This is a genomic window from Thauera sp. WH-2 (assembly GCF_048321015.1).
Classification (GTDB): Bacteria; Pseudomonadota; Gammaproteobacteria; order Burkholderiales; family Rhodocyclaceae; genus Thauera.
Window position 1 is genome coordinate 276,045 of sequence record NZ_JBLWFG010000001.1, and the last position, 24,547, is coordinate 300,591.

A 24,547-nucleotide genomic window follows, 5' to 3' on the forward strand; every position below is an offset into this window, starting at 1 on the left:
ACTCCTCCTCGTCTCAGTATTCGTCCTGGTAGCGCGATGTTATCGGATAACGCCAATCCCTGCCGAAGCCCCGCTGAGTGACCCGGATCCCCACGGGCGCCTGCCGGCGCTTGTACTCGTTGCGCTTGAGCAGGGTGACGGTGCGCCGCACATCGGCCTCGGGGTAGCCTGCTGCGATGATTTCGCGCGGCGACTGGTCGCGCTCCATGTAGGCCTGGATGATCGCATCCAGGATTTCGTAGGGCGGCAGGCTGTCCTGATCCTTCTGGTCAGGCTTGAGTTCAGCCGACGGCGGACGGTCGATGATGTTCTGCGGAATCACAGGACTCACCGTGTTGCGCCAGTTCGACAGCCTGAACACGAAGGTCTTGTAGAGATCCTTCAGCACCGCGAACCCGCCCGCCATGTCCCCGTAGAGCGTGGCATAGCCGGTCGCCATCTCGCTCTTGTTGCCCGTGGTGAGGACGATCGCGCCCGTCTTGTTCGACAGCGCCATCACGATCATGCCGCGGATGCGCGCCTGGAGGTTCTCTTCAGTGGCATCTGCGGGCAGTCCGGCAAACTGGGATGCGAGCAGTCCGTCGAATGCCTTCATCGCAGGCTCGATCGGAATCTCGTCGTAACGCACGCCCAGCCGCCGAACCATCTCACGCGAATCATCCAAGCTCATCTGCGAGGTGTAAGGAGAGGGCAGCATCACCGCCCGGACCTTGTCCGCACCGAGCGCATCGACCGCGATGGCCAGGGTAAGGGCGGAGTCGATTCCGCCAGAGAGCCCGATGATGGCCCCAGGGAAGCTGTTCTTGCCCAGGTAGTCGCGCACCCCGATCTTGAGCGCCTCGTAGACTTCCTCTTCGCAGCCACATTCGGGGACGCTGCGCCCGCCCTGCCAACCTCCCCCGTCGAAGCGCACTACGTCGACCTGCTCCTCGAACGGCTCCGATTGATGCACCAACTCACCGTCTGCCGCGAGAACGAAGGACGCCCCGTCGAAGACCAGTTCGTCCTGGCCACCCACCATGTTGCAGTACACCACCGGCAATCCCGCCTCGCGCACGCGTTCGCGCAGGATCTGCCTTCTGAGCGCCTGTTTGCCCATGTGATAGGGCGAGGCGTTCAGGGCGAGCAATACCTGTGCCCCGGCCGCGCGCGCCGCGGTGGCGGGGCCGCTCTCCCACACGTCGGCGCAGATGTTCAGTCCGAAGCGAATGCCCTGCCACTCGAACACACAGGTCTCGTCACCCGCCTGGAAGTAACGCTCCTCGTCGAACACCTCGTAGTTTGGCAGCAGGCGCTTGTGGTAACGCGCGAGCACCCGCCCCTCGAACAGCACGGATGCAGCATTGAAACGTTGCAGCCCTTCCTCAACCGGGTGGCCTAGCACCACTACGATGCCGACTGCAGCGTCAGCGATGCGCTGCATTTCGCGCGCGCACGCACGGTAGAAATCGGGCCGAAGCAGCAGATCCTCTGGCGGATAACCCGAGAGCGCGAGTTCCGGGGTCAGCAACAGGCTCGCTCCGGCCGCGCGCGCACGCCCGACCGCGGCGATGATCCTGTCCGCGTTGCCGCCAAGATCACCGACGGTCAGGTTGAGCTGGGCGATCGCGATCCCGATGGAAGACTGGATGGATGTATTCATGATTTCGAACGGTGGGACATGCATCGAACGGCTGGCGCCATCCGACCGGGTCGTGTGGAGTGTGCGGAGATGCAGACTGCGCTGGGAAACCGAGGCCGGAGCAGACTATGCGGGAAGATACGCGCGAATCAGCGGCTGGGCACGGAAAAAGGCGGTGATCGTTTTCGCATCCGTGATCTCGCCGGCATCGATCTGGCGCTCGACCTCGTCGATGGACAGTTCGAGCACTTCGAGGAACTCGCCCTCATCGAGCGCGCTTGCGCCGGGTGTCAGGCCATGTGCGAAAAAGATCTCGATGCGCTCGTCGGAATAGCCAATGCAGGGATGCATCACCCCAAGGTGAATCCAGGTCGAGGCTTCGTAGCCGGTTTCCTCCCGCAGTTCACGGCACGCGCACGCGAGCGGCGGCTCCGCCGCATCCAGCTTGCCCGCGGGAAGCTCGACAAAGGCACGTCGCAGCGGGTAACGGAACTGTCTCTCGAAGAGCAGCCGCCCACTGTCAAGCATACCGACAATCACCACAGCACCCGGGTGGCGAATGTACTCGCGTATCGCGTCGCTCCCGTCGGGCAGACGCACACGATCGCGTCGTACGTGAAGCAGACGTCCGTCGAACACCGGCTCCGAACCGAGTGTGTGCTCGGCCAGCGGGTCGTCTGCCTGCCTCGCGTTCATTCGGATGCGCGTCCAGCCCGGGGAGGATGCCAGAGGTGGCGATACGTGAAGCCTGGAAAGGCAAAGACGAGGAACATGCAGAAGGTGGTCACGTAGAAGGCCCAGCCCTGTTCATACAGGCTTCCGTTCGCACGAATCTCGAGCAGCGCCGCGGTCACCCCGAGGGCGGCATACAGGACGACGAGCTCGAGCAGGCTCCACCCGAGCGCCTTGCGCTTACCCGCAGCGGGCTTGCGTACGAAGAAGATGCGCTCGAAGACAAAAGGAAGATTGGCCATCGTGAACGCGATGGCCAACAGAAGAAAAAGACTCGACCCGGAGTGGCTCACGTCACGTTCAGAGCGATGCGAGCAGCGCGTAGGCGCATACCGACATCAGCATCTGCGGCATCAGGCCAAGCCCTGCGATTGCGAGGCCGTTGGCCGACAGCATGACACGAACTTCGGCCGGCGCACGGATGGGCGACGCGTCGACGGGCTGATCGAAGTACATCAGCTTGACCACGCGCAGGTAATAGAATGCCCCGATCACCGACATCACCACCGCCAGCACCGCCAGCCAGAAGTACCCTGCAGCGACAACGGCCTGCAGCACCGACAGCTTCGCGAAGAACCCGATGAAGAAGGGCACGCCCGCCATCGAGAACATGACGAACAACATCATCAGTGCGTACCACGGGCTGCGCTTGTTCAGGCCCTTGAAGTCTTCGATGTTTTCGGCCTCGAAGCCCGCGCGGGACAGCAGGATGACCATGCCGAAAGAGGCCAGGCTCATGATCACATACGCCACCGCGTAGAACATCGCCGAGCTGTAGGCGTTGAGCGCGAACTGGCGATCCCCTTCCACTACGCCGGCGAGCAGCCCGAGCAGCACGAAGCCCATGTGCGAGATCCCCGAATACGCCAGCATGCGCTTGATGTTCTGCTGCGCGATCGCGGCCAGGTTGCCGAGCACGATGGAGGCACCAGCGACCAGCATGAGCATCATCTGCCATTCCTGGGCGAGGTCGAACAGCGCCCAGATCAGCAGGCGCACCGCCATCGCAAACGCAGCAAGCTTCGGCGCCGTTGCAATGACCAGCGTGACCGCGGTCGGTGCGCCCTGATAGACGTCCGGAACCCACATGTGGAAGGGCACGACACCAAGCTTGAAGCTGATGCCTGCAACCAGGAACACCAGGCCGAACATCAGCACCGTGGTATTGGCGGTCTGGTTGTGCAGGGACTGCGCAATGGCCGAGAACTCGAGCGTACCGGTGGCACCGTACACCATCGACATCCCGTACAGGAGCAGGCCGGAGGCGAGCGCACCGAGCACGAAGTACTTCATCGCCGCTTCAGTCGAGCGCGGGGAATCGCGGTCGAAGGCGACCATCGTGTACAGCGCGAGCGACATCATCTCGAGGCCGATGTACATCGGCAGCATGTGGTTGGCGGTAACCATCACCATCATGCCCAGGGTCATCAGCAGCGCGAGGATGTAGTACTCGGGCTTGTCGAGCTTGCGGTCGGCCATGTAACCGCGCCCGTACAGCAGCGCCACGGCCGTGGAGCCGTAGATCATCAGCTTCAGGAAATCGCCCATCAGGTCGCTGATGAAGAGATTGCTGAAGGTGTAGACCACTTCGCCATCCATCGTAAAGATGGTGATGAAGGCCGCCACGATCAGCGTCGCCTGCGTCAACAGGTAGGACAGGTTGCGTGCAATGCTGCGCGCGAAGGTGCTCGCCAGCATGATCACCAGCGTCATCACGGCAACGAAGATCTCGGCCGCTGCGGGGTAGAAGTCGGGAACGACGAAATTCATCTTCTGACCAGTCCGTTAAGTGTCTCTATTGCGCCAGCGCCAAGCAGCGCTCAGAGCTTGCTCACGGCAACATGCCGCAGGAGTTCGTTGACCGAGGCATGCATCACTTCGGTGAACGGGAAGGGGTACAGACCCATCGCCAGCACGCAGAACGCAAGAACTGCAAGGAAGGCGAACTCGCGCCCGTTGATGTCGGTGAGCTCCGCCACATGCTTGTTCGCAACCTTGCCGAAAACGACGCGCTTGTACATCCACAGCGAGTAGGCCGCGCCGAGGATCAGGGTCGTGGCTGCCACGAAGCCGATCCAGAAGTTGTATTGCACCGCGCCGAGCACCACCATGAACTCGCCCACGAAGCCAGAAGTGGCAGGTAGCCCGGAGTTGGCCATCGCAAACAGCATGAAGAAGGCAGCAAACTTCGGCATGGTGTTCACCACCCCGCCGTAGTCAGCGATCTGGCGCGAGTGCATACGGTCGTACAGGACACCGATGCAGAGGAACATTGCGCCGGACACGAAACCGTGCGAGATCATCTGTACCAAGGCGCCTTCCACGCCAAGCGGGTTGAAGATGAAGAAGCCCAGGGTGACGAAACCCATGTGCGAGATCGACGAATACGCCACCAACTTCTTCATGTCCGCCTGGACGAGGGCGACGAAGCCGATGTACACCACCGCGATCAGCGACAGCGTGATCACCAGCGGCGCCAGTTGCTGCGCGGCGTCGGGCACGATCGGCAGGGAGAAGCGCAGGAAGCCATAGGCGCCAAGCTTCAGGCCGATCGCCGCCAGTACCACCGAACCGCCGGTGGGCGCCTCGACGTGCGCATCGGGCAGCCAGGTGTGCACCGGCCACATCGGGACTTTGACACCGAAAGCCACGAGGAAGGCGAGGAAGATCAGGATCTGCGGCTCGATCGGGAGCGGCAATTGGTGCCAGTCGAGGATGCTGAAGCTGCCACCGGATTGCATGAACAGGTACAGCAGTGCGATCAGCATCAGCAGGGAGCCAAGCAGCGTGTAGAGGAAGAACTTGATCGCGGCATACACGCGGTTCGCGCCACCCCAGATGCCGATCACGAGGTACAGCGGGATCAGCGATGCCTCGAAGAACACATAGAACAGCACACCATCGAGCGCAGAGAAGATGCCGTTCATCAGGCCCGACATGATCAGGAAGGCGGCCATGTACTGCGCAACCTTGTCCTGGATCACCTGCCAGCCTGCGACCACCACGAGGATGGTGATGAAGGCATTGAGGATCACGAACAGGACCGACAGGCCATCGACGCCGAGGTGATAGTTGATGTTGAAACGGGGCACCCACGCGGTCAGTTCGACGAACTGCATGGCGCTGGTCGTCACGTCGAAGCCCGTGTAGAGCGGAATCGTCACGACGAAGCCAGCCACCGCGACCGCGAGAGCGAGCATGCGCGCCATCGGGGCATTGCGATCCGAGCCGGTCGCGAGCACCAGCAGGCCACCGAGGATCGGTACCCAGATCGCCAGACTGAGGAGAGGAATGTCCGTCATCGTTGCTTTCCGTTCAGTGCGCCGCGCACGGCGCGTTCGATCTTGTTATGTGTTTCAGCACCGGAGTGTGCCGCTCAACCCTTGTTGAACCAGTAGGTGAGCAGGATGAACACGCCGATGATCATCATGAAGGCGTACTGGTACAGATGGCCGGTCTGGAACAGGCGCGACATCTGCGCGACCCAACCCACGAGCTTCGCCGAGCCGTTCACCATGACCCCGTCGATCAGCCCCTGATCGCCGGCCTTCCACAGGCCCTTGCCGAGCGCACGCGCACCACCGGCGAAGAAGATCTCGTTGAAGCGGTCGAAGTAGTACTTGTTCTCCAGCAGGGTGTGGATCGGCTTGAACTTCTGCTGGATCGCCGCCGGGATGTCGGGGCGCTTCATGTAGAAGAACCAGGAAAGCGCAACGCCACCCATCGCGAGCCAGAACGGTGCCGTCTGCAGGCCGTGGATCGCCATCGCGACCGGTCCGTGGAAGCTGGCCGCGAGTTCCTTCAGGCCGGCGTGGCTGTCACCGACGAAGATCACGTCCTTGAACCACCCGCCGAACAACATCGGATCGATGGTGAAGAATCCGATCAGCACCGAAGGGACGGCGAGCAGGACCAGCGGCACGGTGACCACCCAGGGCGACTCGTGCGGCTTCTGACCCGGCGCGAGACCGTGGTGATGGTCCGCCGACGGCTCCTCATCATCGTGGTCGCCGTGGTGGTCGTGATGGGCGTGGTCATGCGCCTTGCCGAAGCGCTCCTCGCCGTGGAAGACGAGGAAATACATTCGGAAGGAGTAAAACGCGGTCACGAACACGCCGAGCAGCACGCAGAACAGCGCGTAGCCGGAGCCTGCGATCTCGGACGCATGCACCGCTTCGATGATCGAGTCCTTCGAATAGAAACCGGAGAACAACGGAAAGCCGATCAGGGCCAGCGAACCGAGCAGCGAGGTGATCCAAGTGATCGGCATGTACTTGCGCAGGCCGCCCATGTTGCGCATGTCCTGATCGTGGTGCATGCCGATGATCACCGAGCCCGCGCCGAGGAACAGCAGCGCCTTGAAGAAGGCGTGCGTCATCAGGTGGAACACCGCCGCGGAGTAGGCCGACACACCGAGCGCCACGGTCATGTAGCCGAGCTGCGACAGCGTCGAGTATGCGACCACGCGTTTGATGTCGTTCTGCACGATGCCAAGGAAACCCATGAACAGCGCGGTGGTGGCGCCGATGACGAGCACGAAGGACAGCGCGGTATCGGAGAGCTCGAACAGCGGCGACATCCGCGCCACCATGAAGATACCCGCGGTAACCATGGTCGCGGCGTGGATCAGCGCCGAGATCGGGGTCGGGCCTTCCATCGAGTCGGGCAGCCACACGTGCAGCGGGACCTGGGCCGACTTGCCCATCGCACCGATGAACAGGCAGATGCAGATCGCGGTGAGCAGCGGCCAGCCGGTGACAACCATCTCGGTCACGGAAAGCGCCTGCGCCTGGGCGAACACTTCCTGGTAGTTGAGGCTGCCGGTATGGGCAGCGATCAGACCGATGCCGAGCAGGAAGCCGAAGTCACCCACGCGGTTGACCAGGAAGGCCTTCATGTTGGCGTAGATGGCCGTCGGACGTTCGTACCAGAAGCCGATCAGCAGGTAGGACACGAGGCCCACCGCCTCCCAGCCGAAGAAAAGCTGCAGGAAGTTGTTCGACATCACCAGCATCAGCATGGAGAAGGTGAACAGCGAGATATAGCTGAAGAAACGCTGGTAGCCGGGGTCCTCGGACATGTAGCCGATCGTGTAGATATGCACCATCAGGGATACGAAGGTGACGACCAGCATCATCATCACGGTCAGCGAATCAATCTGGAAGCCGACCTCGAAGTCGATGCCGCCCGCCTGCATCCAGGTGTAGACCGTGCCGTTGAAGGTATTCCCCGCAGCTACGTCCTGATAGATCACCACCGAGGCGACGAATGCGATCGCCACGCCGAGGATGGTGACGATGTGCGCCCCCGCCCTGCCGATCTGCTTGCCGAACAGGCCCGCAAGGATCGCGCCGGCCAGCGGCGCCAGCGGCACGAGGAGATAAAGTGCTTTCATGTCCGTCATCGTGACGCTTCCTTAACCCTTGAGGCTGTCCAGATCATCCACATGGATCGTGCGCATGCTGCGGAACATCACGATCAGGATCGCAAGGCCAATCGCGGATTCGGCCGCTGCGACGGTGAGGATGAAGAAAACGAAAACCTGGCCTGCGATGTCGCCGAGGTAATGCGAGAAAGCGACGAAGTTCATGTTCACCGACAGCAACATCAGTTCGATGGCCATCAGAAGCACGATCAGGTTCTTCCTGTTGAGGAAGATCCCGACCACGCTGATCGCGAACAGGATCGCGCCCAGGATGAGGAAATGGGAAAGCGAAAGCATCAGTGACCCCCTGATCGCACCTGCCCCCGGCAGGTGCGGTTCTTGTTTTGCGCAGCTACGACGTCAGTCCTGCTTCTCGGCCTGCATCTTCACGAGTTCGACACGACCTTCACGCGTGACCGAAACCTGCTGGGAAGGCTGGATGTACTTCAGCCCCTTGCGCTTGCGAAGCGTCAGCGCAACCGCTGCCACCATCGCCACCAGCAAAACCAGCGAAGCGAGTTCGAAGGCATAGACGTAGTCGGTATAGAGCACACGGCCGAGTTCGCGCGTGTTGCTGTAGGTCTCGGCCGCGGCCGGAGGCGCGGGCATCGCGTCCAGGCCAAAGTACGGCCCACCGAGAATCATCACCATCTCGACGAGCATCAGCACGCCAACCAGTGCCCCCACCGGCAGATAGCTCCAGAACCCCTCACGCAGGCGGTCCAGGTTGATGTCCAGCATCATCACGACGAACAGGAACAGCACCATCACCGCGCCCACGTAGACCATGACGAGCGTGATGGCGAGGAACTCTGCCTGCAACAGCAGCCACAGGCCGCCGGCGTTGAAGAAAGTCAGCACCAGATACAGCGCTGCATGCACCGGATTCCGGGCGGTGATCACCTTCAGTGCCGCGAACACCATGATCGCGGCTAGAAAGTAGAAGACGAAGGTCTTGAATTCCATGTTCTCGGCTGTGGCGCTCGCGCGCCCTCCCCTTAGCGGTACTTGGCGTCCTGTTCGCGGTCGGCGGCGATCTGCGCCTCGTGACGATCCCCCACTGCCAGCAACATCTGCTTGGTGTAGTAGAGATCGCCGCGCTGCTCGCCGTGGTACTCGAGCACGCGCGTCTCCACGATCGCATCAACCGGGCACGCCTCCTCGCAGAAACCGCAGAAAATGCACTTGGTCAGATCGATGTCGTAGCGCGTGGTGCGACGCGATCCGTCGTCCCGCTGCGCGGACTCGATCGTGATAGCCATTGCCGGACAGATGGCCTCGCACAGCTTGCACGCGATGCAGCGCTCTTCACCGTTCGGGTAACGGCGCAGGGCGTGCAAACCGCGGAAACGGTTGCTCTGCGGAGTCTTTTCTTCCGGATACTGGATCGTGATCTTGCGCTGGAAGAAATGCCGTCCGGTCAGGGCCATGCCCTTGACGAGTTCCTTCAGGAACAGACTGCCGATGTAATCCTTGGCACCCATGGTCTTCTCAACTCCAGATCGACAACGGCGACATCATCCAGACCGCCACCACGAACACCCACACCAGGGTGACGGGAATGAACACCTTCCAGCCCAGACGCATGATGTGGTCGTAGCGGAAGCGCGGAAAGGTGGCTCGCGCCCACAGGAACAGCAGCAGGATGAATGCCGTCTTCACCGCCAGCCAGTGGAAACCGTCGGGCAGGAAGCCCACGGGCGAAAGCCATCCGCCAAGGAACAGGACCGCGGTCAGGATGGAGACCAGGATCATATTGGCGTATTCGGCGAGGAAGAACAGCGCGAACGCCATACCCGAATACTCGACCATGTGTCCGGCAACCACCTCTGCCTCGCCTTCGACCACGTCGAACGGGGCGCGGTTGGTTTCGGCGATGCCGGAGATCACATACACGACGAACATCGGGAACAGCGGCAGCCAGTTCCAGGATAGGAAGCCCAGGCCCATGTCGGCAAAACGTCCCTGGGACTGCGACATCACGATGTCGGTGAGGTTGAGGCTGGCCGAGATCAGCAGCACGCAGATCAGGGCGAAGCCCATCGAAACCTCGTAAGACACCATCTGTGCCGCCGCACGCATGGCGCCGAGGAAGGGATACTTTGAGTTCGACGCCCAGCCCGCGACGATCACGCCGTACACCTCGAGCGAAGTGATCGCGAGCAGGAAGAGCAGCCCTGCATTGACATTGGCGAGCACGAGCCCGTCATCGAAGGGTATGACCGCCCAGGCGGCCAGCGAAGGCGCGATGGCAAGGATGGGGCCCAGGATGAAGAGCCCCTTGCTTGCGCCGCTCGGGACGATGATCTCCTTGAACAGCAGTTTCATGCCGTCCGCGATCGGCTGCAGCAGACCCATCGGGCCGACCCGGTTAGGGCCGATCCGCACCTGCATGAAACCGATCACCTTGCGCTCGGCCAAGGTCAGATACGCCACGCAGATCATCAACGGGGCGATGATCGCGACGATCTTGATCAGCGTCCAGATCGCCGTCCAGCTCGGGCCGAAGAAATCGGCTACGGGTTGAAGCATCGAATCCATCAGACACGCTCCACGCTGAGGTCACCGCTCAGCGCGCCAAGCGCGGCGGTCGAGGGATGCGCTGCGGCCACGCGCACGCAGCCTTCGGCAAGGCCGGTGTCGGCCGCAAGAACCAGTTCGACGCTGCCACCACCCTGCGTCACCCGCACCCGATCTCCGTCGCTGAGGCCGAGGGCCGCAATGGTGGCCGGTGCGATGCGCGCCACGGGTGCGGCTGCATCACGCGTTTTCTGCAGCGAAGGCGCACGACGCACGATCGGATCGGCGAAGTGGATCGGGACATCGGCCACGCGCTCGAGCCTGGAGGTTTCACCCAGCGCCGCATTGACCACGATGCCACGCAGTTCGTTGTCCAAGCGTGCCGGAATGTCGCCACCCAGCGCTTCGGCGCGCACGGCTTCCGAGTCGCCATACTCGAAGCCTTCGAGGGCGAGCAGGTTGCCCAGGACGCGAAGCACCTTCCAGCCCGGCCGCGCCTCACCCAAGGGACGGGCAACCGCAGTGAAGCTCTGCGCCCTGCCCTCGGTGTTGACGAAGGTTCCGGAGGTTTCGGTAAAGGGCGCGATCGGCAGCAGCACGTCGGCCACCTCACGCAACGCGGGCGAGTCGAAGGCGCTCATCGCGACGACGAGCTGCGCCGCGCGCATCGCTGCGAGCGAGGCGACCGGGTTGGCAAAATCGAGATCGGGTTCGGCGCCGAGCAACACGTAGGCCTTGCGCTGCTGTTCGATCATCGCGGCGGCGTTCAGGCCATCCTCGCCCGGCACGGCGCGGGCAAGATAGCCGCCAACACTGTTGGCCGCTTCTCCGATGACGCCGAAGCTGCCTCCGGAAATGCGCGCGATCTCCTGCGCCAGGGTCTGCAATTCGCTGTAGCGCTCGTGCTGGACGGCCAGGTTGCCGAGCCACACCGCAACCTTGCGGCCGCTGGCCAGGCTCTGGGCGATCGCCCGGGCGTCATCGGAAACGTCCACCGGCAGTTTGCCCTGCAGCGCGGTACTGACCTCGACACCCTTCTCCTGCGACAGCGCGACCACCACTTGGGCCATGACGGCAACCATCGCCGACGGTGCGACAAGCGCTCGGTTGCGCACCGGGATCAACCATTGCTCGGCATTTGGCCCGATGGCGCTGACGTGCAGTCCCTTCTTTGCGGCCTGCCGCACGCGTTGCGCGAGGAGCGGTGCGTCCTTGCGCAGGAAGCTGCCGACCACGAGCAAGCGGTTGAGGTCCTTGACGCCGGTGATCGGCATGCCAAGCCAAGGGGTGCCGAGCCGATGGGCGTCGCAGCGGAAATCCGATTGGCGCAGGCGGAAATCGACGTTTTGCGAGCCGAGGCCGCGAACGAGCTTCTGCAACAGATGGAGCTCTTCGACCGTCGCATGCGGCGAGCCGAGGGCACCAATCGCGGGGGCGCCGTGATCATGTGCGATCCCGCGCAGTCCATTGGCCGCGAACTCGAGCGCCGCCTGCCAGTTGACCTGCTTCCACTGCCCGCCCTGCTTGACCATGGGCGTGGTGAGTCGCTGCTCACCGTTGAGCGCCTCATAGGAGAATCGGTCCTTGTCGGACAGCCAGCACTCGTTGACGTCTTCGTTCTCCAGCGGCAGCACGCGCTTGACGACGTCGTGCTTGGTCTGGACGATCAGGTTCGCGCCCAGCGAATCGTGCGGGCTCACCGACTTGCGGCGCGAGAGCTCCCAGGTGCGGGCAGCGAAGCGGAAGGGTTTGGAGGTGAGCGCACCGACCGGGCAGAGGTCGATGATGTTGCCCGAGAGTTCGGAATCGACCGTCTTCTCGATGAAGGGCATGATCTCCGCGTGCTCGCCACGGAACGCTTGGCCCAGTTCCATCTCGCCGGCGATCTCGGCGGTGAAGCGCACGCAGCGGGTGCAGTTGATGCAGCGCGTCATGTCGGTGGAGACGAGCGCACCGAGGTTCTTGTTGAAGACGACGCGCTTTTCTTCCTGATAGCGCGAAGCGGTGGAACCGTAACCGACCGCGAGATCCTGCAGCTGGCACTCGCCGCCCTGATCGCAGATCGGACAGTCCAAGGGGTGGTTGATGAGCAGGAACTCCATCACCCCCTTCTGCGCCTTCACGGCGAGCTCGGAGTGTGACCACACCTTCATGCCATTGGTGACCGGGGTCGCACAGGCCGGCAGCGGCTTGGGCGCCTTCTCGACCTGAACCAGGCACATGCGGCAGCTCGCCGCGATGGAGAGTTTCTTGTGGTAGCAGAAATGCGGGATATACACCCCGGCGACCGAGGCGGCATCCATCACGGTGCTGCCGTCCTCGACCTGGATCTGCTTGCCGTCGATTTCGATCTCTAGCATGACGGGCTCACGTAGATTTGACTGCCTGCGCGCTGCACTTCGGGCGGCACGAGGCACTTCTTGTTTTCGATGTGGTATTCGAACTCGCTACCGAAGTGCTTGACGAAGCTCTGCACCGGCATGGAAGCCGCATCGCCCAGCGCACAGATGGTGCGCCCCATGATGTTGGTCGTGACCGAGTTCAGCAGGTCGAGGTCGTCCGGACGGCCAAGGCCGTTCTCGATACGGTGCACCACGCGATACAACCAGCCTGTGCCTTCGCGACAAGGCGTGCATTGCCCGCAGGATTCCTCGAAATAGAAATAGGACAGCCGCTCGAGCGCCTTCACCATGCAGGTGGTCTCGTCCATGACGATGACCGCGCCTGAGCCGAGCATCGACCCGGCCTTGGAGATGGAGTCATAGTCCATCGTGCAGTCCATCATCACCGCACCCGGCACCACCGGCGCGGAGGACCCTCCCGGGATCACCGCCTTGAGCTTCCGACCGCCGCGCATCCCGCCTGCCATCTCGAGCAGTTCGGAGAACGGCGTGCCAAGCGGGATCTCGTAGTTGCCCGGGCGATTGACATGCCCCGACACCGAGAACAGCTTCATGCCGCCATTGTTCGGCTTACCGAGGTTGAGGAAGGCCTCGCCGCCCATGTTCATGATGAACGGGACCGACGCGAAGGTCTCGGTATTGTTGATCGTGGTCGGCTTGCCGTAGAGACCGTAGCTCGCCGGGAACGGCGGCTTGAAGCGCGGCTGCCCCTTCTTGCCCTCGATCGACTCGAGCAGGGCGGTTTCCTCGCCACAGATGTAGGCACCGTAGCCGTGATGCGCGAACAGTTCGAAGGAGAAGTCGGAACCCAGGATGTTCTGCCCGAGCAGGCCCGCCTCGCGCGCTTCGGCGAGCGCCTCCTCGAAGCGCTGATACACCTCGAAGATCTCACCGTGAATGTAGTTGTATCCGCGTGCAGCACCCATCGCATAAGCTGCGATGATCATGCCCTCGATGACCGAGTGCGGGTTGTAGCGCAGGATGTCACGATCCTTGAAGGTTCCCGGTTCGCCCTCGTCCGAGTTGCAGGCGAGGTACTTGTCGCCCGGGAACGAGCGCGGCATGAAGCTCCACTTGAGTCCGGTCGGAAAACCCGCACCACCACGGCCGCGAAGCACCGAGGACTTGAGCTCGGCGATGATGGCGTCCTGCGTGACCTTCTCGCCGATGATCTTCTTCAACGCCGAGTAGCCGCCGCGAGCGACGTAGTCCTGGAGCCGCCAGGTGCGGTCGCCGTCACAGCCGGCGAGAATCATTCCTTGCGTGCTCATTTCTTGTCCAGGTCGGCCAGGATCTGGTCGATCTTCTCGGTGGTCATCCAGCTGCACATGTGATGGTTGTTCACCAGCAGCACCGGGGCATCGCCGCACGCACCCATGCATTCACCTTCCTTCAGCGTGAACTGGCCATCGGGCGTGGTCTCGTTGAAATCGATGCCGAGCTTCTGCTTCAGGTAGTCGGCGGCATGCACGCCGCCGGACAGCGCACAGGGCAGGTTTGTGCACACCGTGATCTTGTGACGCCCCACCGGCTCCAGGTCGTACATGTTGTAGAAGCTCGCGACCTCGTAGGCTGCGATCGCCGGCATGCCGATGTACTGGGCGACGAACTCGATGAGCTCCTTCGGCAACCAGCCCTTTTCGACCTGCGCGATCCGCAGCGCGGCCATGACCGCGGACTGCTTCTGATCTGGCGGATATTTCGCGATCTCTCGATCGATCTGTTGCAGCGATTCCTGGCTCAGCATGTCGTCTTGATCTTCCGGATAGCCTGCCGATTCGTATTCGTGTGGTGCGTTCGCGGGGGGATCAGCGGTCGATCTCGCCGAACACCACGTCCATCGTGCCGATGATCGCCACAACGTCGGCAATCATGTGGCCACGCGCGAGCTCGTCCATCGCGGCGAGGTGCGCAAACCCTGGGGCACGCAGTTTCAGGCGATACGGCTTGTTCGCACCATCCGAAACCGCATACACCCCGAACTCGCCCTTCGGGTGCTCGACTGCAGCATAGACTTCGCCCTTCGGCACATGGATGCCCTCGGAGAAGAGCTTGAAGTGATGAATCAGCTCTTCCATGTTCGACTTCATCGCCTCGCGCGAAGGCGGCGCAATCTTGTGGTTGTCGGTGATCACCGGACCAGGGTTCTTGCGCAACCAGTCGATACACTGGCGAATGATGCGGTTCGACTGGCGCATCTCTTCCATGCGGCACAGGTAACGGTCGTAGCAGTCGCCGTTCTTGCCAACGGGGATGTCGAAATCCAGTCGGTCGTAAACCTCGTAAGGCTGTTTCTTGCGCAGATCCCATGCGACTCCGGAACCACGCAACATCGGACCGGTGAATCCCCATGCCAGCGCCTGCTCGGGCGAAACGACACCAATGCCGACGGTGCGCTGCTTCCAGATCCGGTTTTCGGTGAGAAGCGTCTCGTACTCGTCGCAATAGGTCGGGAAGCGGTTCGTGAAGTCCTCGAGGAAATCCAGCATCGAGCCTTCGCGCGCAGCATTGAGCTCGCGCACCGCCTTCTCGTTCTTGAAACGATTGGCCTCGTACTTCGGCATGCGGTCCGGCAGATCACGATAGACGCCACCGGGCCGGTAGTAGGCCGCGTGCATCCGCGCGCCCGAGACGGCCTCATAGGCGTCCATGAGGTCTTCGCGTTCGCGGAAGGTATACAGCACCATCGTCATGGCGCCGATGTCGAGCGCATGCGTGCCGATGTTGAGCAGGTGGTTCAGGATGCGGGTGATTTCGTCAAACATCACCCGGATGTACTGACCGCGCAACGGAACCTCGATGCCGAGCAGCTTCTCGATCGCCATGCAGTAGGCGTGCTCGTTGCACATCATCGACACGTAGTCGAGACGATCCATGTAGGGCACGGACTGCACCCAGGTACGGGTCTCGGCAAGCTTTTCCGTGCCGCGATGCAGCAGGCCGATATGCGGGTCGGCACGTTCGACCACCTCGCCATCCAGCTCGAGCACGAGACGAAGCACGCCGTGTGCCGAAGGGTGCTGCGGACCGAAGTTGATCGTGTAGTTGCGGATTTCAGCCATGGCCGACGTCCCCGTAATTCTCTTCGCGCACGATGCGCGGTGTGTTCTCGCGTGGCTCGATGGTGACCGGCTGATAGACGACCCTGCCCTGCTCGGGGTCGTAGCGCATTTCGACATGACCCGACACCGGGAAGTCCTTGCGGAATGGGTGGCCGACGAAACCGTAGTCGGTCAGGATCCGGCGCAGATCCGGATGGCCGGAATACAGGATCCCGTACAGATCAAAGGACTCGCGCTCGTACCAGTTGGCGCTTGGCCAGACCTCTACCACCGAATCCACCACCGGGAAGGCATCTTCTTCCGCGAACACGCGGACGCGCAGGCGCTGGTTGTGCTTCACCGAGGTGAGATGCGCCACCGATGCGAAGCGTTTTCCCGCCCATGGCGCGTTGCCATAAGTGGAATAATCGACACCCGAAATGTCGATCAGCTGCTCGAAATGCAACTCGGCATGGTCGCGCAACCGACGGCAGATGCGCAGGTATTCCGAGGCAGGCACCTCGATGGTGAGCTCACCCCGATCGAGCACCAGCGACCGGATGTGGTCGCCGAAGACTTCGCGCAGGGACTGGCTCAGGCGTTCAAGCTTGGCACTCATGTCTGGGACACCCCTCAGCGCGCGATCGTGTTCGTGCGCTTGATCTTGTTCTGGAGCTGGAGAATGCCGTAGATCAGCGCCTCGGCCGTGGGCGGACAGCCCGGCACATAGACGTCAACCGGCACGATCCGGTCGCAACCACGCACGACCGAATAGGAGTAGTGGTAGTAGCCGCCACCGTTGGCACAGGACCCCATGGAGATCACCCAGCGCGGCTCCGACATCTGGTCGTAGACCTTGCGCAGCGCGGGCGCCATCTTGTTGCACAGGGTACCAGCGACGATCATCAGATCGGATTGACGCGGACTCGGGCGGAAAACCACCCCGAAGCGGTCCAGGTCATAGCGGGAACAGCCCGCATGGATCATCTCGACCGCGCAGCAGGCCAGACCGAAAGTCATCGGCCAGAGCGAACCCGTGCGCGTCCAGTTGATGACCGCATCCAGCGAGGTGGTGACAAACCCCTCGCGAAATACGCCCTCAATGCTCATGCATTACTCCCAGTCGAGTGCGCCATTCTTCCACTCGACGATATAGCCAATTACCAGAATCGCCAGAAAGACCATGACCGATCCAAACACGAACCAGGCAATTTCACCGGCGGCAATAAACTCCTGGAAGACCGTCGCCCACGGGAAGAGAAAGGCGATTTCAAGATCGAACAGGATGAAAAGAATTGCGATCAGGTAATAGCGAACGTCGAACTTCATTCGGGCATCTTCAAACGCCTCGAAGCCGCATTCGTAGGGAGAGTTTTTTTCTGAATCGGGACGATAGGGGGCAATCAGTCGCCCAAGAATGACGGGCGCAAGGCCAAAGCCAAGACCGACGAGCATGAACATCAGGACAGGAAAATAGTTTTCCAGCATGTCCAGAAACCCCCGTTTGCGTTGAACGGCATCATTGGCGCGCCGTCATTATTGTTTTTGCTGTTCTGCATGGAAACGCCCGCAGTTGCGGGCGCTCCCGGAATATGGTGCCGACGATGAGACTCGAACTCATACGGCTTTCGCCACTACCCCCTCAAGATAGCGTGTCTACCAATTTCACCACGTCGGCGCTTCACGTTGAAAGCCTCGTAATTATACGAGTTTTCCCTGACTGAGCAAAGCCAGGCGAGCAATTATTTCGGGATCGACTGGGCCGGCGAAGTGTCCACCGGGGCCACAGGCTGCGACTCCACGGCCGGCGCGACCTGAGCACCTTCCATCACGCTCGAGGGCGCAGCAGGCTTGTTGCTGGCGAGGAAACTGAGACCCAGACTCGTCAGGAAAAAGACCGTCGCAAGCACGGCGGTCGTCCGACTGAGGAAGTTCGCCGAACCCGATGCGCCGAAAAGACTACCCGATGCACCGCCGCCGAACGCAGCCCCCATGTCAGCCCCCTTGCCGTGCTGCACGAGCACCAAGCCGATGACACCAATGCCGACGAGCACATGAACCGTCAGCACGAGAGAAAAAAGATAATCACCCATCTCAAACCCTGAATTAAACCCAACGTTGAACAATCAAACCGCATCTGCCGCAGCGCGACAGATGGCCATGAAATCCTCCCCGATCAGCGACGCTCCGCCGATCAACCCGCCATCTACATTTGGCACCGCGAACAGCGCAGCGGCATTCTCGGGCTTGAGGCTACCACCGTAAAGGATGCGGACCTCGTCCCGGGCGATACCGTTCGCCTCGAGCCAGGCGCGGATGTCGCCATGCACCGCGGCGACCTGCTCGACGCTCGCCGAGCGCCCCGCGCCGATCGCCCACACGGGTTCATAGGCCACGACCACCTTTCGCATCGAAGCCCGCCCAAGCACACCGAACACCGCGCCGAGTTGCCGGCCAATGACCGACATCACTTCACCCGCCTCGCGCTCGGCCAGCGTCTCGCCAACGCACACCACGGGAACCATGCCGTGCGCAAGCACTGCAACGGCCTTGCGCCCGACGAGCGCGTCGCCCTCACCGAACAGCGCACGGCGCTCCGAGTGACCTACGATGACGTAGCTGCAGCCGAACTCGGCGAGCATCGCCGCGCTGACCTCGCCGGTATAGGCACCCTCCTCGAACTCGCTCACATCCTGCGCGCCGAGCGCCAGACCCTCGGGGCGCTTCTGCAGTTGCGCCAGATAGGGGAAAGGCGCGCAGATGACCATCTCGACGCCCGATACGGCTGACAGCGAGCCCAGAAGCTCGCGGTTGGCAGCGAGGCTGCCGTTCATCTTCCAGTTGCCGGCGACGAGCCTGGTCATTTGTCGAATCATGCGATCGGGGATAAACCGCAGGATTATAGGGCTGCCGGCGCCAATGCTGCAAATGCAGGCCGCGCGAACAGAGGCCAACCGACCCCGCGAGCCAGCCGCATCGGCGCATCAAAGTGCCTGCCCAGCCACGAAGCACGCGAGGACCAACACCGACCGCCCGGTTTGCCTCGGCGCACGACGCGAACCATACTGGAAAAAGTACGCTCGAGCATCCGTGGAGGACGCAAGCCCCGGCCCGTGACACTCCGCAATCTCTCTTCCGATCTCGCACACCCGAAGGAGCAGCCCATGGAAAAGCCGATTCACGTATTCAGCGACCTGTTCGCACAGCTCGGCCTGCCGAACGATGCGGCCTCGATCGAGGCCTTCATCCGCACGCACTCGCCACTCGCCGAAGCCGTCAAGCTCTGCGATGCACCGTTCTGGACCACGGCCCAAGCTGCCTTCCTGCGCGAACAACTGGCGAATGACGCTGACTGGGCAGAGCTCGTCGATCAACTCAGCGTGGCACTGCGCGGGGGCTGAAACCGCTGCGGGCGCGGATGGGGCTGCCCTCCCATCCACGCCCGCCGGCCGCGTGGCCGGCCCGCGGGGCGTGCGCTCACCCGGTCAGCCGAAGCGCCCGGTGATGTAGTCCTCGGTTTCCTTTTTCTTCGGTTTCACGAACAGCTCGTCGGTCACGCCGAACTCGACCATCTCGCCCAAGTACATGTAGGCGGTGTAATCGGAAATCCGCGCCGCCTGCTGCATGTTGTGGGTCACGATGACAATGGTGAATTCTTCCTTCAGCTCGTCGATCAGCTCCTCGATTCGGGCTGTCGAGATGGGGTCCAGCGCCGAGGTCGGCTCGTCGAGCAGGATCACCTCAGGCTTGACTGCAATGCCGCGCGCAATGCAAAGACGCTGCTGCTGACCGCCGGAGAGACTCATCCCGCTCTGGTTGAGCTTGTCCTTGACCTCATCCCACAGGGCGGCCTTGCGCAGCGCCCATTCAACGCGCTGGTCCATATCCTTGCTCGACAGCTTCTCGTGCAGCTTCACTCCGAACGAGATGTTGTCATAGATGGACATCGGGAATGGCGTCGGTTTCTGGAACACCATGCCGATCTTGGCGCGCAGCACACTCACGTCGATCTCCGAGGCCAGCAGGTTGCGGCCATCGAACAGTAACTGCCCTTCGGCGCGCTGCTCGGGATAGAGGTCGTACATGCGGTTGATCGTGCGCAGCAGCGTCGATTTGCCGCAGCCCGAGGGACCGATGAACGCTGTGCACTTGTGCCGCGCCATCTTGAAATTGATGTTCTTCAGCGCGTGAAACTTGCCGTAGTAGAAGTTGAAGTCCTTGAACTCGATCTGCGCGTCGGTGATTTCCATTCTCTTCTCCAATCCCGGCCCGCCGTCGCGGCGGGCGCGGATTGCATGCGGCCAATGCCTTAGTTGATCTTCTCGGCGCGCAGGAAGACGCGCGCGATGATGTTGAGTACCAGCACGCCCATGGTGATCAGGAACACGCCTGCCCAGGCCAGCTCCTGCCAGTTGGTGAAGGGGCTCATGGCGAACTTGAAGATGGTCACCGGCAGGTTGGCCATCGGTTCGTTCAGGTCGAGCGTCCAGAACTGGTTGGACAGCGCCGTGAAGAGCAAGGGCGCGGTCTCGCCCGCGATACGTGCAACGGCAAGCAGCACTCCCGTCAGCACCCCTGCTCGTGCCGCTCGCAGCGTGACCTTGGAGATCACCACGCTCTTGGGTGCGCCGAGCGCGAAGGCGGCTTCACGCAGCGTGTTGGGGATAAGCTGGAGCATGTTCTCGGTCGTCCGCACGACCACGGGCAGCACGATTAGGGCGAGCGCAATCACGCCTGACCACGCCGAGAACTTGCCCGTCTGCGCCACGACCACGGCATAGACGAAGAGGCCAATCACGATCGAGGGTGCCGACAGCAGCAGGTCGTTGATGAAACGCGTGGTCGCCCCCAGCCAGTGGTAGCGCCCGTACTCGGCGAGATACACCCCGGCCAGGATGCCAATCGGGGTCCCGAGCAGAGTCGCGAGCACGACCAGCACCAGACTACCGACGATCGCATTGAGCAGGCCACCCGTTTCCGCCCCCGGCGGCGGCGTCATCTCGGTGAAGAGGCTCACCGACAGCCCGGAAAGACCCAGTTCGAACACCGTCCACAGGATCCAGGCCAGCCAGAAGAGGCCGAACGCCATCGCCGAAAGGGACAGCGTCAATGCGAGCCGGTTGGTGAATTTGCGTCTTGCAAGCAGGTTCATGTTCGTTCTCGCTCAGGTCTTCGCACCCTCGCCCTTGGCGAGCTTGAGCAGCAGCAGTTTGGACACGACGAGCACTACCAGGGTGATGAAGAACAGGATCAGGCCCAGCTCCATCAGCGCTGCGGTATGCAAGCCCGGGTCGGCCTCGGCGAACTCGTTCGCCAGTGCCGAGGTGATGCTGTTGCCCGGCGCAAACAGCGAGGCCGAGTTGAGGAAGTTCGTGTTACCGATAACGAAGGTCACCGCCATCGTCTCGCCCAACGCACGCCCAAGGCCGAGCATCACGCCACCGATCACGCCGGTCTTGGTGTAAGGAAGCACTACGCCCCACATCACCTCCCAGGTCGTACAGCCCACGCCGTAGGCCGACTCCTTGAGCATCGGCGGCGTCACTTCGAACACGTCCCGCATCACCGAGGCAATGTACGGAATGATCATGATTGCGAGGATGATGCCGGCAGAGAGCAGACCGATACCCAAAGGTGGTCCGGCGAACAGATCGCCAATCAATGGCAACTGGCCGAGCGAGGACTGCAGCGCGGGCTGAATGTACTTGGCGAAGATGGGGGCGAACACGAGCAGACCCCACATGCCATAGACGATCGATGGGATGGCGGCGAGCAGTTCGATCGCCGTGCCGAGCGGGCGGCGCAGCCATACGGGCGCGAGTTCGGTCAGAAAGAGCGCAATGCCGAAGCTGACCGGCACGGCGATCAGCAACGCGATCACCGACGTCACAATGGTGCCGTAGATCGGGATCAGCGCCCCGAACTCTTCCATCGGCGGATTCCACGCGTCGGAGAACAGAAAGCCGATGCCAAAGGCCTGGATGCTCGGCCAGGAGGCAAAGACGAGGGCGATGATGATGCCCGCAAGCAGGATCAGGGTCAGCCAGGCGAAGGACTTCGCCATGCCGCCGAACACCTTGTCGGCGAGCTTGCTCGACGCCGGAGACTTGAACTCGGTCGTTCGCATTTGATTACCAGAGCGGGAGGCATCACCGCCACCCGCGTAAAGATCACCGCCAAAGGCCCCATGGGCCTTTGGCTGAGCACTGGGTTGAGCCACGCGTGCGGACCCGGATTACTTGGCCTGATACACAGCCGCGCCATCCGCGCCCTTCATTCCACCCCACGAGGCACGGATGAGATCTACCGTTGCCTTCGGCATCGGGATGTACTCAAGTTCGAGCGCCATATCACCGCCATTCTCGTACGCCCAGTCGAAGAACTTCAGCACTTCGGCTGCCTGTGCGGGCTTGTCCTGCACCTTATGCATCAGGATGAAGGTGGCACTGGTGATCGGCCACGACTTTGCACCCGGCTGATTGGTCAGGATCTCGTAGAACGCAGACTTGGACCAATCCGCACCCTCGGCGGCCGCAGCGAAGGTTTCGTTGCTCGGCGCGACGAACTGACCGTCCTTGTTCTGCATGTTGGTGTGCGACAGCTTGTTCTGCTTGGCATAAGCGTACTCGACGTAGCCGATCGAGCCAGGCAGACGCTGCACGAAGGCCGAAACCCCCTCGTTACCCTTGCCACCCAGACCCACCGGCCACTGCACTGCGGTGCCTTCACCAATCTTTTCCTTCCACTCGGCCGAGACCTTCGAAAGGTAGTTGGTGAACACGAAGGTGGTGCCAGAACCGTCTGCACGGCGCACGACGCCGATATCCTGGTCGGTGAGGCCTACGTCCGGGTTGAGCGCGACGATGGCCGGATCGTTCCACTTCGTGATCTTGCCCTGGTAGATCTGAGCCAGAACCTCGCCGGTGAGCTTCATCTCACCAGGCTCGACGCCTTCGATATTGACCACGGGCACCACCGCACCGATCACGGTCGGAAACTGCTGCAGACCGCCTTCATCGAGCTTCTCAGGCTTGAGCGGCATGTCCGAGGCACCGAAGTCGACCGTCTTGGCACCGATCTGACGAATGCCGCCGCCGGAGCCGATCGACTGGTAATTCACACGGTTGCCGGTCGCCTTCTGGTATGCATCCGCCCACTTGGCGTAGATCGGCGCCGGGAAGGACGCACCTGCGCCGGTGATGTCCGCAGCGTGGGCGTTGAGGCCGATGAATGCGGTGGAGAACGCGGCGAGTGCAAACTTGGTGGAAAAACGCATGGTCACTACCTCGGGTTGGAAGACTGAGCCCGTAAGGTAGCAATGCATTGTTACAGCGACGTTTCATGTCATCGAAACAGAACGGAGGCCAGGAGCAAATGCCTGCTCGCGATCCGACTGGGCGCAGCGCTGGATACACTGCGCCTCTACTCCGGCCATCAACCGAAGGCCTGCTCCACGGCGTCTGCGATCTCGCGTGCGAGTTGCTCGACTAGCATGCCGTCCTGACCTTCCACCATCACACGCAGCAAGGGCTCGGTGCCCGACGGGCGGAGCAGCACCCGCCCGCGCTCGCCCAGCATTGCCTCTGCGCGGCGCCTCGCGCTCGCGATGCCATCGTCAGCACCCCAGTCAAAACCGCTCGGCATACGCACATTGATCAGCCGCTGCGGATAGAAGACGAGGTCGGCGCAAGCCTCGGCGAGGGACACGCCGCGCTGCTTGAGCGCGGCGAGCACCTGCAGTGCAGATACGATTCCATCACCGGTGGTGTGCTGGTCCAGGCAGATAATGTGACCCGAATTCTCGCCCCCCAGCTTCCAGCCACGCGCCTGAAGCATCTCGAGCACGTAGCGGTCGCCCACCTTCGCGCGAGCGAAGGGTGTACCCAAGCGCTTGATCGCATGCTCGAAACCCAGATTGCTCATCAGGGTGCCGACGACCCCATCGAGCCGCCCCTCGGCGTGCCGCGACCGTGCCACGACATAGAGCAGCTTGTCGCCATCGTAAATCTCGCCAGTCTGATCCACCATGACGATCCGGTCGGCGTCACCATCGAGCGCGATCCCCAGATCGGCACCCTGCGCAAGCACGGCCTTGCGCAGATTTTCGGGACGGGTCGCACCAACGCCGTCATTGATGTTCAAGCCGTTCGGCTCCGCCCCCACGGCGACCACCTCGGCGCCCAGTTCATGGAAGACCTTCGGGGCGATGTGATACGCCGCGCCATGCGCGCAATCGACCACGATGCGCATGCCGCGCAGGTCTAGCTCGTTCGGGAACGTGCTCTTGCAGAACTCGATGTAGCGTCCCGCCGCGTCCGCAATGCGACGCGCCTTGCCCAGCCTGGCCGACTCGGCGCAGCCGATGGGCTCTTCGATCCTCGCCTCGATTTCGGCTTCGATCGCGTCGGGCAGCTTGCTGCCGCTGGCGGAGAAGAACTTGATTCCGTTGTCGTAGAACGGATTGTGCGACGCCGAAATGACCACACCCGCCTGCAGGCGCAGTGCGCGCGTCAGGTACGCCACCGCCGGCGTGGGGATCGGCCCTGCGAGCATGACATCGACCCCGGCTGCCGCAAAACCGGCCTCGAGGGCCGCTTCGAGCATGTAGCCCGAGATGCGGGTGTCCTTGCCGATCAGGACTGCAGGGTGCTCTCCCGGAGGCAGTTGCTCCCGCGCCACCAGGGTCACACCCGCAGCATAGCCGAGCTTCATCACGAACTCGGGTGTGATCGGTGCCTCGCCCACCTTGCCACGAACCCCATCGGTACCGAAATACTTGCGTCCCATCCTCGCTCCGAAGACGTCA

At 62.2% G+C, this 24,547-nt stretch carries 25 protein-coding genes and 1 tRNA gene; 1 reads left to right on the top strand and 25 read right to left on the bottom strand.

Annotated features, from left to right (window positions below; translation table 11 throughout):
• Nucleotides 1–13: 13 nt before the first annotated feature.
• The 20 genes from ACNKW1_RS01395 to tpiA all read right to left on the bottom strand — a co-directional run bounded on the left by ACNKW1_RS01395 (nucleotide 14) and on the right by tpiA (nucleotide 18,605).
• Complete coding sequence (locus ACNKW1_RS01395; RefSeq protein ID WP_418362811.1) at nucleotides 14–1,642, bottom strand: NAD+ synthase; 1,629 nt, start codon at nucleotides 1,640–1,642, stop codon at nucleotides 14–16.
• 105 nt (nucleotides 1,643–1,747) lie between these two features.
• Nucleotides 1,748–2,317, bottom strand: a complete 570-nt coding sequence (locus ACNKW1_RS01400) for an NUDIX domain-containing protein (protein WP_418362812.1) — start codon at nucleotides 2,315–2,317, stop codon at nucleotides 1,748–1,750.
• Nucleotides 2,314–2,646: a DUF2818 family protein gene (locus ACNKW1_RS01405; protein ID WP_418362813.1), complete on the bottom strand. Its 333-nt coding sequence runs from the start codon at nucleotides 2,644–2,646 to the stop codon at nucleotides 2,314–2,316. The genes ACNKW1_RS01400 and ACNKW1_RS01405 overlap by 4 nt, the downstream gene beginning before the upstream one ends.
• Before the next feature lie 7 nt (nucleotides 2,647–2,653).
• Nucleotides 2,654–4,123 carry an NADH-quinone oxidoreductase subunit NuoN gene (gene nuoN / locus ACNKW1_RS01410; RefSeq protein WP_418362814.1) on the bottom strand — a complete coding sequence of 490 codons (1,470 nt, stop codon included), beginning with the start codon at nucleotides 4,121–4,123 and terminating at the stop codon, nucleotides 2,654–2,656.
• Between the two features lie 50 nt (nucleotides 4,124–4,173).
• Nucleotides 4,174–5,655 carry an NADH-quinone oxidoreductase subunit M gene (locus ACNKW1_RS01415; RefSeq protein ID WP_418362815.1) on the bottom strand — a complete coding sequence of 494 codons (1,482 nt, stop codon included), beginning with the start codon at nucleotides 5,653–5,655 and terminating at the stop codon, nucleotides 4,174–4,176.
• 74 nt (nucleotides 5,656–5,729) lie between these two features.
• Complete coding sequence (nuoL, locus tag ACNKW1_RS01420; RefSeq protein ID WP_418362816.1) at nucleotides 5,730–7,757, bottom strand: NADH-quinone oxidoreductase subunit L; 2,028 nt, start codon at nucleotides 7,755–7,757, stop codon at nucleotides 5,730–5,732.
• 12 nt (nucleotides 7,758–7,769) lie between these two features.
• Nucleotides 7,770–8,078: an NADH-quinone oxidoreductase subunit NuoK gene (nuoK, locus tag ACNKW1_RS01425; RefSeq protein WP_418363344.1), complete on the bottom strand. Its 309-nt coding sequence runs from the start codon at nucleotides 8,076–8,078 to the stop codon at nucleotides 7,770–7,772.
• Between the two features lie 60 nt (nucleotides 8,079–8,138).
• Nucleotides 8,139–8,744 (bottom strand): NADH-quinone oxidoreductase subunit J, encoded by a 606-nt coding sequence (locus tag ACNKW1_RS01430; RefSeq protein WP_418362817.1) that lies wholly within the window; start codon nucleotides 8,742–8,744, stop codon nucleotides 8,139–8,141.
• A gap of 32 nt (nucleotides 8,745–8,776) precedes the next feature.
• Nucleotides 8,777–9,262, bottom strand: coding sequence for an NADH-quinone oxidoreductase subunit NuoI (nuoI, locus tag ACNKW1_RS01435; RefSeq protein WP_418362818.1), 486 nt, complete (start codon nucleotides 9,260–9,262; stop codon nucleotides 8,777–8,779).
• 7 nt (nucleotides 9,263–9,269) lie between these two features.
• The gene (gene nuoH, locus ACNKW1_RS01440; protein WP_418362819.1) at nucleotides 9,270–10,319 is read right to left on the bottom strand and encodes an NADH-quinone oxidoreductase subunit NuoH; all 1,050 of its coding nucleotides are present in this window, start codon (nucleotides 10,317–10,319) and stop codon (nucleotides 9,270–9,272) included.
• Entirely contained in the window at nucleotides 10,319–12,658 is a 2,340-nt protein-coding gene (nuoG, locus tag ACNKW1_RS01445; RefSeq protein WP_418362820.1) for an NADH-quinone oxidoreductase subunit NuoG, read from the bottom strand. The genes nuoH and nuoG overlap by 1 nt, the downstream gene beginning before the upstream one ends.
• Nucleotides 12,652–13,956: an NADH-quinone oxidoreductase subunit NuoF gene (nuoF, locus tag ACNKW1_RS01450; RefSeq protein WP_418363345.1), complete on the bottom strand. Its 1,305-nt coding sequence runs from the start codon at nucleotides 13,954–13,956 to the stop codon at nucleotides 12,652–12,654. Before nuoF ends, nuoG begins: the two co-directional genes overlap by 7 nt.
• Nucleotides 13,957–13,967: 11 nt before the next feature.
• Nucleotides 13,968–14,447 (bottom strand): NADH-quinone oxidoreductase subunit NuoE, encoded by a 480-nt coding sequence (nuoE, locus tag ACNKW1_RS01455; RefSeq protein WP_418362821.1) that lies wholly within the window; start codon nucleotides 14,445–14,447, stop codon nucleotides 13,968–13,970.
• A gap of 61 nt (nucleotides 14,448–14,508) precedes the next feature.
• Nucleotides 14,509–15,762: an NADH-quinone oxidoreductase subunit D gene (locus ACNKW1_RS01460; protein WP_418362822.1), complete on the bottom strand. Its 1,254-nt coding sequence runs from the start codon at nucleotides 15,760–15,762 to the stop codon at nucleotides 14,509–14,511.
• The gene (locus ACNKW1_RS01465; protein WP_418362823.1) at nucleotides 15,755–16,360 is read right to left on the bottom strand and encodes an NADH-quinone oxidoreductase subunit C; all 606 of its coding nucleotides are present in this window, start codon (nucleotides 16,358–16,360) and stop codon (nucleotides 15,755–15,757) included. The genes ACNKW1_RS01460 and ACNKW1_RS01465 overlap by 8 nt, the downstream gene beginning before the upstream one ends.
• Nucleotides 16,361–16,374: 14 nt before the next feature.
• Nucleotides 16,375–16,851 (bottom strand): NuoB/complex I 20 kDa subunit family protein, encoded by a 477-nt coding sequence (locus tag ACNKW1_RS01470; protein WP_002926530.1) that lies wholly within the window; start codon nucleotides 16,849–16,851, stop codon nucleotides 16,375–16,377.
• A gap of 3 nt (nucleotides 16,852–16,854) precedes the next feature.
• The gene (gene ndhC / locus ACNKW1_RS01475; RefSeq protein ID WP_138861751.1) at nucleotides 16,855–17,229 is read right to left on the bottom strand and encodes an NADH-quinone oxidoreductase subunit A; all 375 of its coding nucleotides are present in this window, start codon (nucleotides 17,227–17,229) and stop codon (nucleotides 16,855–16,857) included.
• A 105-nt stretch (nucleotides 17,230–17,334) separates the two neighbouring features.
• Nucleotides 17,335–17,419 (bottom strand) — tRNA-Leu (locus ACNKW1_RS01480).
• A 64-nt stretch (nucleotides 17,420–17,483) separates the two neighbouring features.
• Nucleotides 17,484–17,834, bottom strand: a complete 351-nt coding sequence (secG, locus tag ACNKW1_RS01485; RefSeq protein WP_418363346.1) for a preprotein translocase subunit SecG — start codon at nucleotides 17,832–17,834, stop codon at nucleotides 17,484–17,486.
• A 33-nt stretch (nucleotides 17,835–17,867) separates the two neighbouring features.
• A complete protein-coding gene (gene tpiA / locus ACNKW1_RS01490; RefSeq protein ID WP_418362824.1) occupies nucleotides 17,868–18,605 on the bottom strand; it encodes a triose-phosphate isomerase in 738 nt (245 codons plus the stop codon).
• 300 nt (nucleotides 18,606–18,905) lie between these two features.
• On the opposite strand from tpiA, the gene ACNKW1_RS01495 reads away from it, so the two are divergent.
• Nucleotides 18,906–19,142: a DUF2789 domain-containing protein gene (locus ACNKW1_RS01495; protein ID WP_418362825.1), complete on the top strand. Its 237-nt coding sequence runs from the start codon at nucleotides 18,906–18,908 to the stop codon at nucleotides 19,140–19,142.
• A gap of 84 nt (nucleotides 19,143–19,226) precedes the next feature.
• Here the strand turns inward: ACNKW1_RS01495 and pstB are convergent, their stop codons facing one another.
• The 5 genes from pstB to glmM form a co-directional block, all read right to left on the bottom strand.
• Nucleotides 19,227–19,991 (bottom strand): phosphate ABC transporter ATP-binding protein PstB, encoded by a 765-nt coding sequence (gene pstB / locus ACNKW1_RS01500; protein ID WP_418362826.1) that lies wholly within the window; start codon nucleotides 19,989–19,991, stop codon nucleotides 19,227–19,229.
• A 59-nt stretch (nucleotides 19,992–20,050) separates the two neighbouring features.
• Nucleotides 20,051–20,893: a phosphate ABC transporter permease PstA gene (gene pstA / locus ACNKW1_RS01505; protein ID WP_418362827.1), complete on the bottom strand. Its 843-nt coding sequence runs from the start codon at nucleotides 20,891–20,893 to the stop codon at nucleotides 20,051–20,053.
• 12 nt (nucleotides 20,894–20,905) lie between these two features.
• Nucleotides 20,906–21,868 (bottom strand): phosphate ABC transporter permease PstC, encoded by a 963-nt coding sequence (pstC, locus tag ACNKW1_RS01510; protein WP_418362828.1) that lies wholly within the window; start codon nucleotides 21,866–21,868, stop codon nucleotides 20,906–20,908.
• Nucleotides 21,869–21,976: 108 nt separating this feature from the next.
• The gene (gene pstS / locus ACNKW1_RS01515) at nucleotides 21,977–23,017 is read right to left on the bottom strand and encodes a phosphate ABC transporter substrate-binding protein PstS (protein ID WP_418362829.1); all 1,041 of its coding nucleotides are present in this window, start codon (nucleotides 23,015–23,017) and stop codon (nucleotides 21,977–21,979) included.
• A gap of 158 nt (nucleotides 23,018–23,175) precedes the next feature.
• Nucleotides 23,176–24,528 carry a phosphoglucosamine mutase gene (gene glmM, locus ACNKW1_RS01520; protein ID WP_418362830.1) on the bottom strand — a complete coding sequence of 451 codons (1,353 nt, stop codon included), beginning with the start codon at nucleotides 24,526–24,528 and terminating at the stop codon, nucleotides 23,176–23,178.
• Between the last annotated feature and the right edge of the window lie 19 nt (nucleotides 24,529–24,547).

Coding starts and splice junctions, on each gene's coding strand:
- ACNKW1_RS01395 (WP_418362811.1), bottom strand. CDS start 1,642: ATGAATACATCCATCCAGTCTTCCATCGGGATCGCGATCGCCCAGCTC.
- ACNKW1_RS01400 (WP_418362812.1), bottom strand. CDS start 2,317: ATGAACGCGAGGCAGGCAGACGACCCGCTGGCCGAGCACACACTCGGT.
- nuoN (WP_418362814.1), bottom strand. CDS start 4,123: ATGAATTTCGTCGTTCCCGACTTCTACCCCGCAGCGGCCGAGATCTTC.
- ACNKW1_RS01415 (WP_418362815.1), bottom strand. CDS start 5,655: ATGACGGACATTCCTCTCCTCAGTCTGGCGATCTGGGTACCGATCCTC.
- nuoL (WP_418362816.1), bottom strand. CDS start 7,757: ATGACGGACATGAAAGCACTTTATCTCCTCGTGCCGCTGGCGCCGCTG.
- ACNKW1_RS01430 (WP_418362817.1), bottom strand. CDS start 8,744: ATGGAATTCAAGACCTTCGTCTTCTACTTTCTAGCCGCGATCATGGTG.
- nuoI (WP_418362818.1), bottom strand. CDS start 9,262: ATGGGTGCCAAGGATTACATCGGCAGTCTGTTCCTGAAGGAACTCGTC.
- nuoH (WP_418362819.1), bottom strand. CDS start 10,319: ATGGATTCGATGCTTCAACCCGTAGCCGATTTCTTCGGCCCGAGCTGG.
- nuoG (WP_418362820.1), bottom strand. CDS start 12,658: ATGCTAGAGATCGAAATCGACGGCAAGCAGATCCAGGTCGAGGACGGC.
- nuoF (WP_418363345.1), bottom strand. CDS start 13,956: ATGATTCTCGCCGGCTGTGACGGCGACCGCACCTGGCGGCTCCAGGAC.
- nuoE (WP_418362821.1), bottom strand. CDS start 14,447: ATGCTGAGCCAGGAATCGCTGCAACAGATCGATCGAGAGATCGCGAAA.
- ACNKW1_RS01460 (WP_418362822.1), bottom strand. CDS start 15,762: ATGGCTGAAATCCGCAACTACACGATCAACTTCGGTCCGCAGCACCCT.
- ACNKW1_RS01465 (WP_418362823.1), bottom strand. CDS start 16,360: ATGAGTGCCAAGCTTGAACGCCTGAGCCAGTCCCTGCGCGAAGTCTTC.
- ACNKW1_RS01470 (WP_002926530.1), bottom strand. CDS start 16,851: ATGAGCATTGAGGGCGTATTTCGCGAGGGGTTTGTCACCACCTCGCTG.
- ndhC (WP_138861751.1), bottom strand. CDS start 17,229: ATGCTGGAAAACTATTTTCCTGTCCTGATGTTCATGCTCGTCGGTCTT.
- secG (WP_418363346.1), bottom strand. CDS start 17,834: ATGGGTGATTATCTTTTTTCTCTCGTGCTGACGGTTCATGTGCTCGTC.
- tpiA (WP_418362824.1), bottom strand. CDS start 18,605: ATGACCAGGCTCGTCGCCGGCAACTGGAAGATGAACGGCAGCCTCGCT.
- ACNKW1_RS01495 (WP_418362825.1), top strand. CDS start 18,906: ATGGAAAAGCCGATTCACGTATTCAGCGACCTGTTCGCACAGCTCGGC.
- pstB (WP_418362826.1), bottom strand. CDS start 19,991: ATGGAAATCACCGACGCGCAGATCGAGTTCAAGGACTTCAACTTCTAC.
- pstA (WP_418362827.1), bottom strand. CDS start 20,893: ATGAACCTGCTTGCAAGACGCAAATTCACCAACCGGCTCGCATTGACG.
- pstC (WP_418362828.1), bottom strand. CDS start 21,868: ATGCGAACGACCGAGTTCAAGTCTCCGGCGTCGAGCAAGCTCGCCGAC.
- pstS (WP_418362829.1), bottom strand. CDS start 23,017: ATGCGTTTTTCCACCAAGTTTGCACTCGCCGCGTTCTCCACCGCATTC.
- glmM (WP_418362830.1), bottom strand. CDS start 24,528: ATGGGACGCAAGTATTTCGGTACCGATGGGGTTCGTGGCAAGGTGGGC.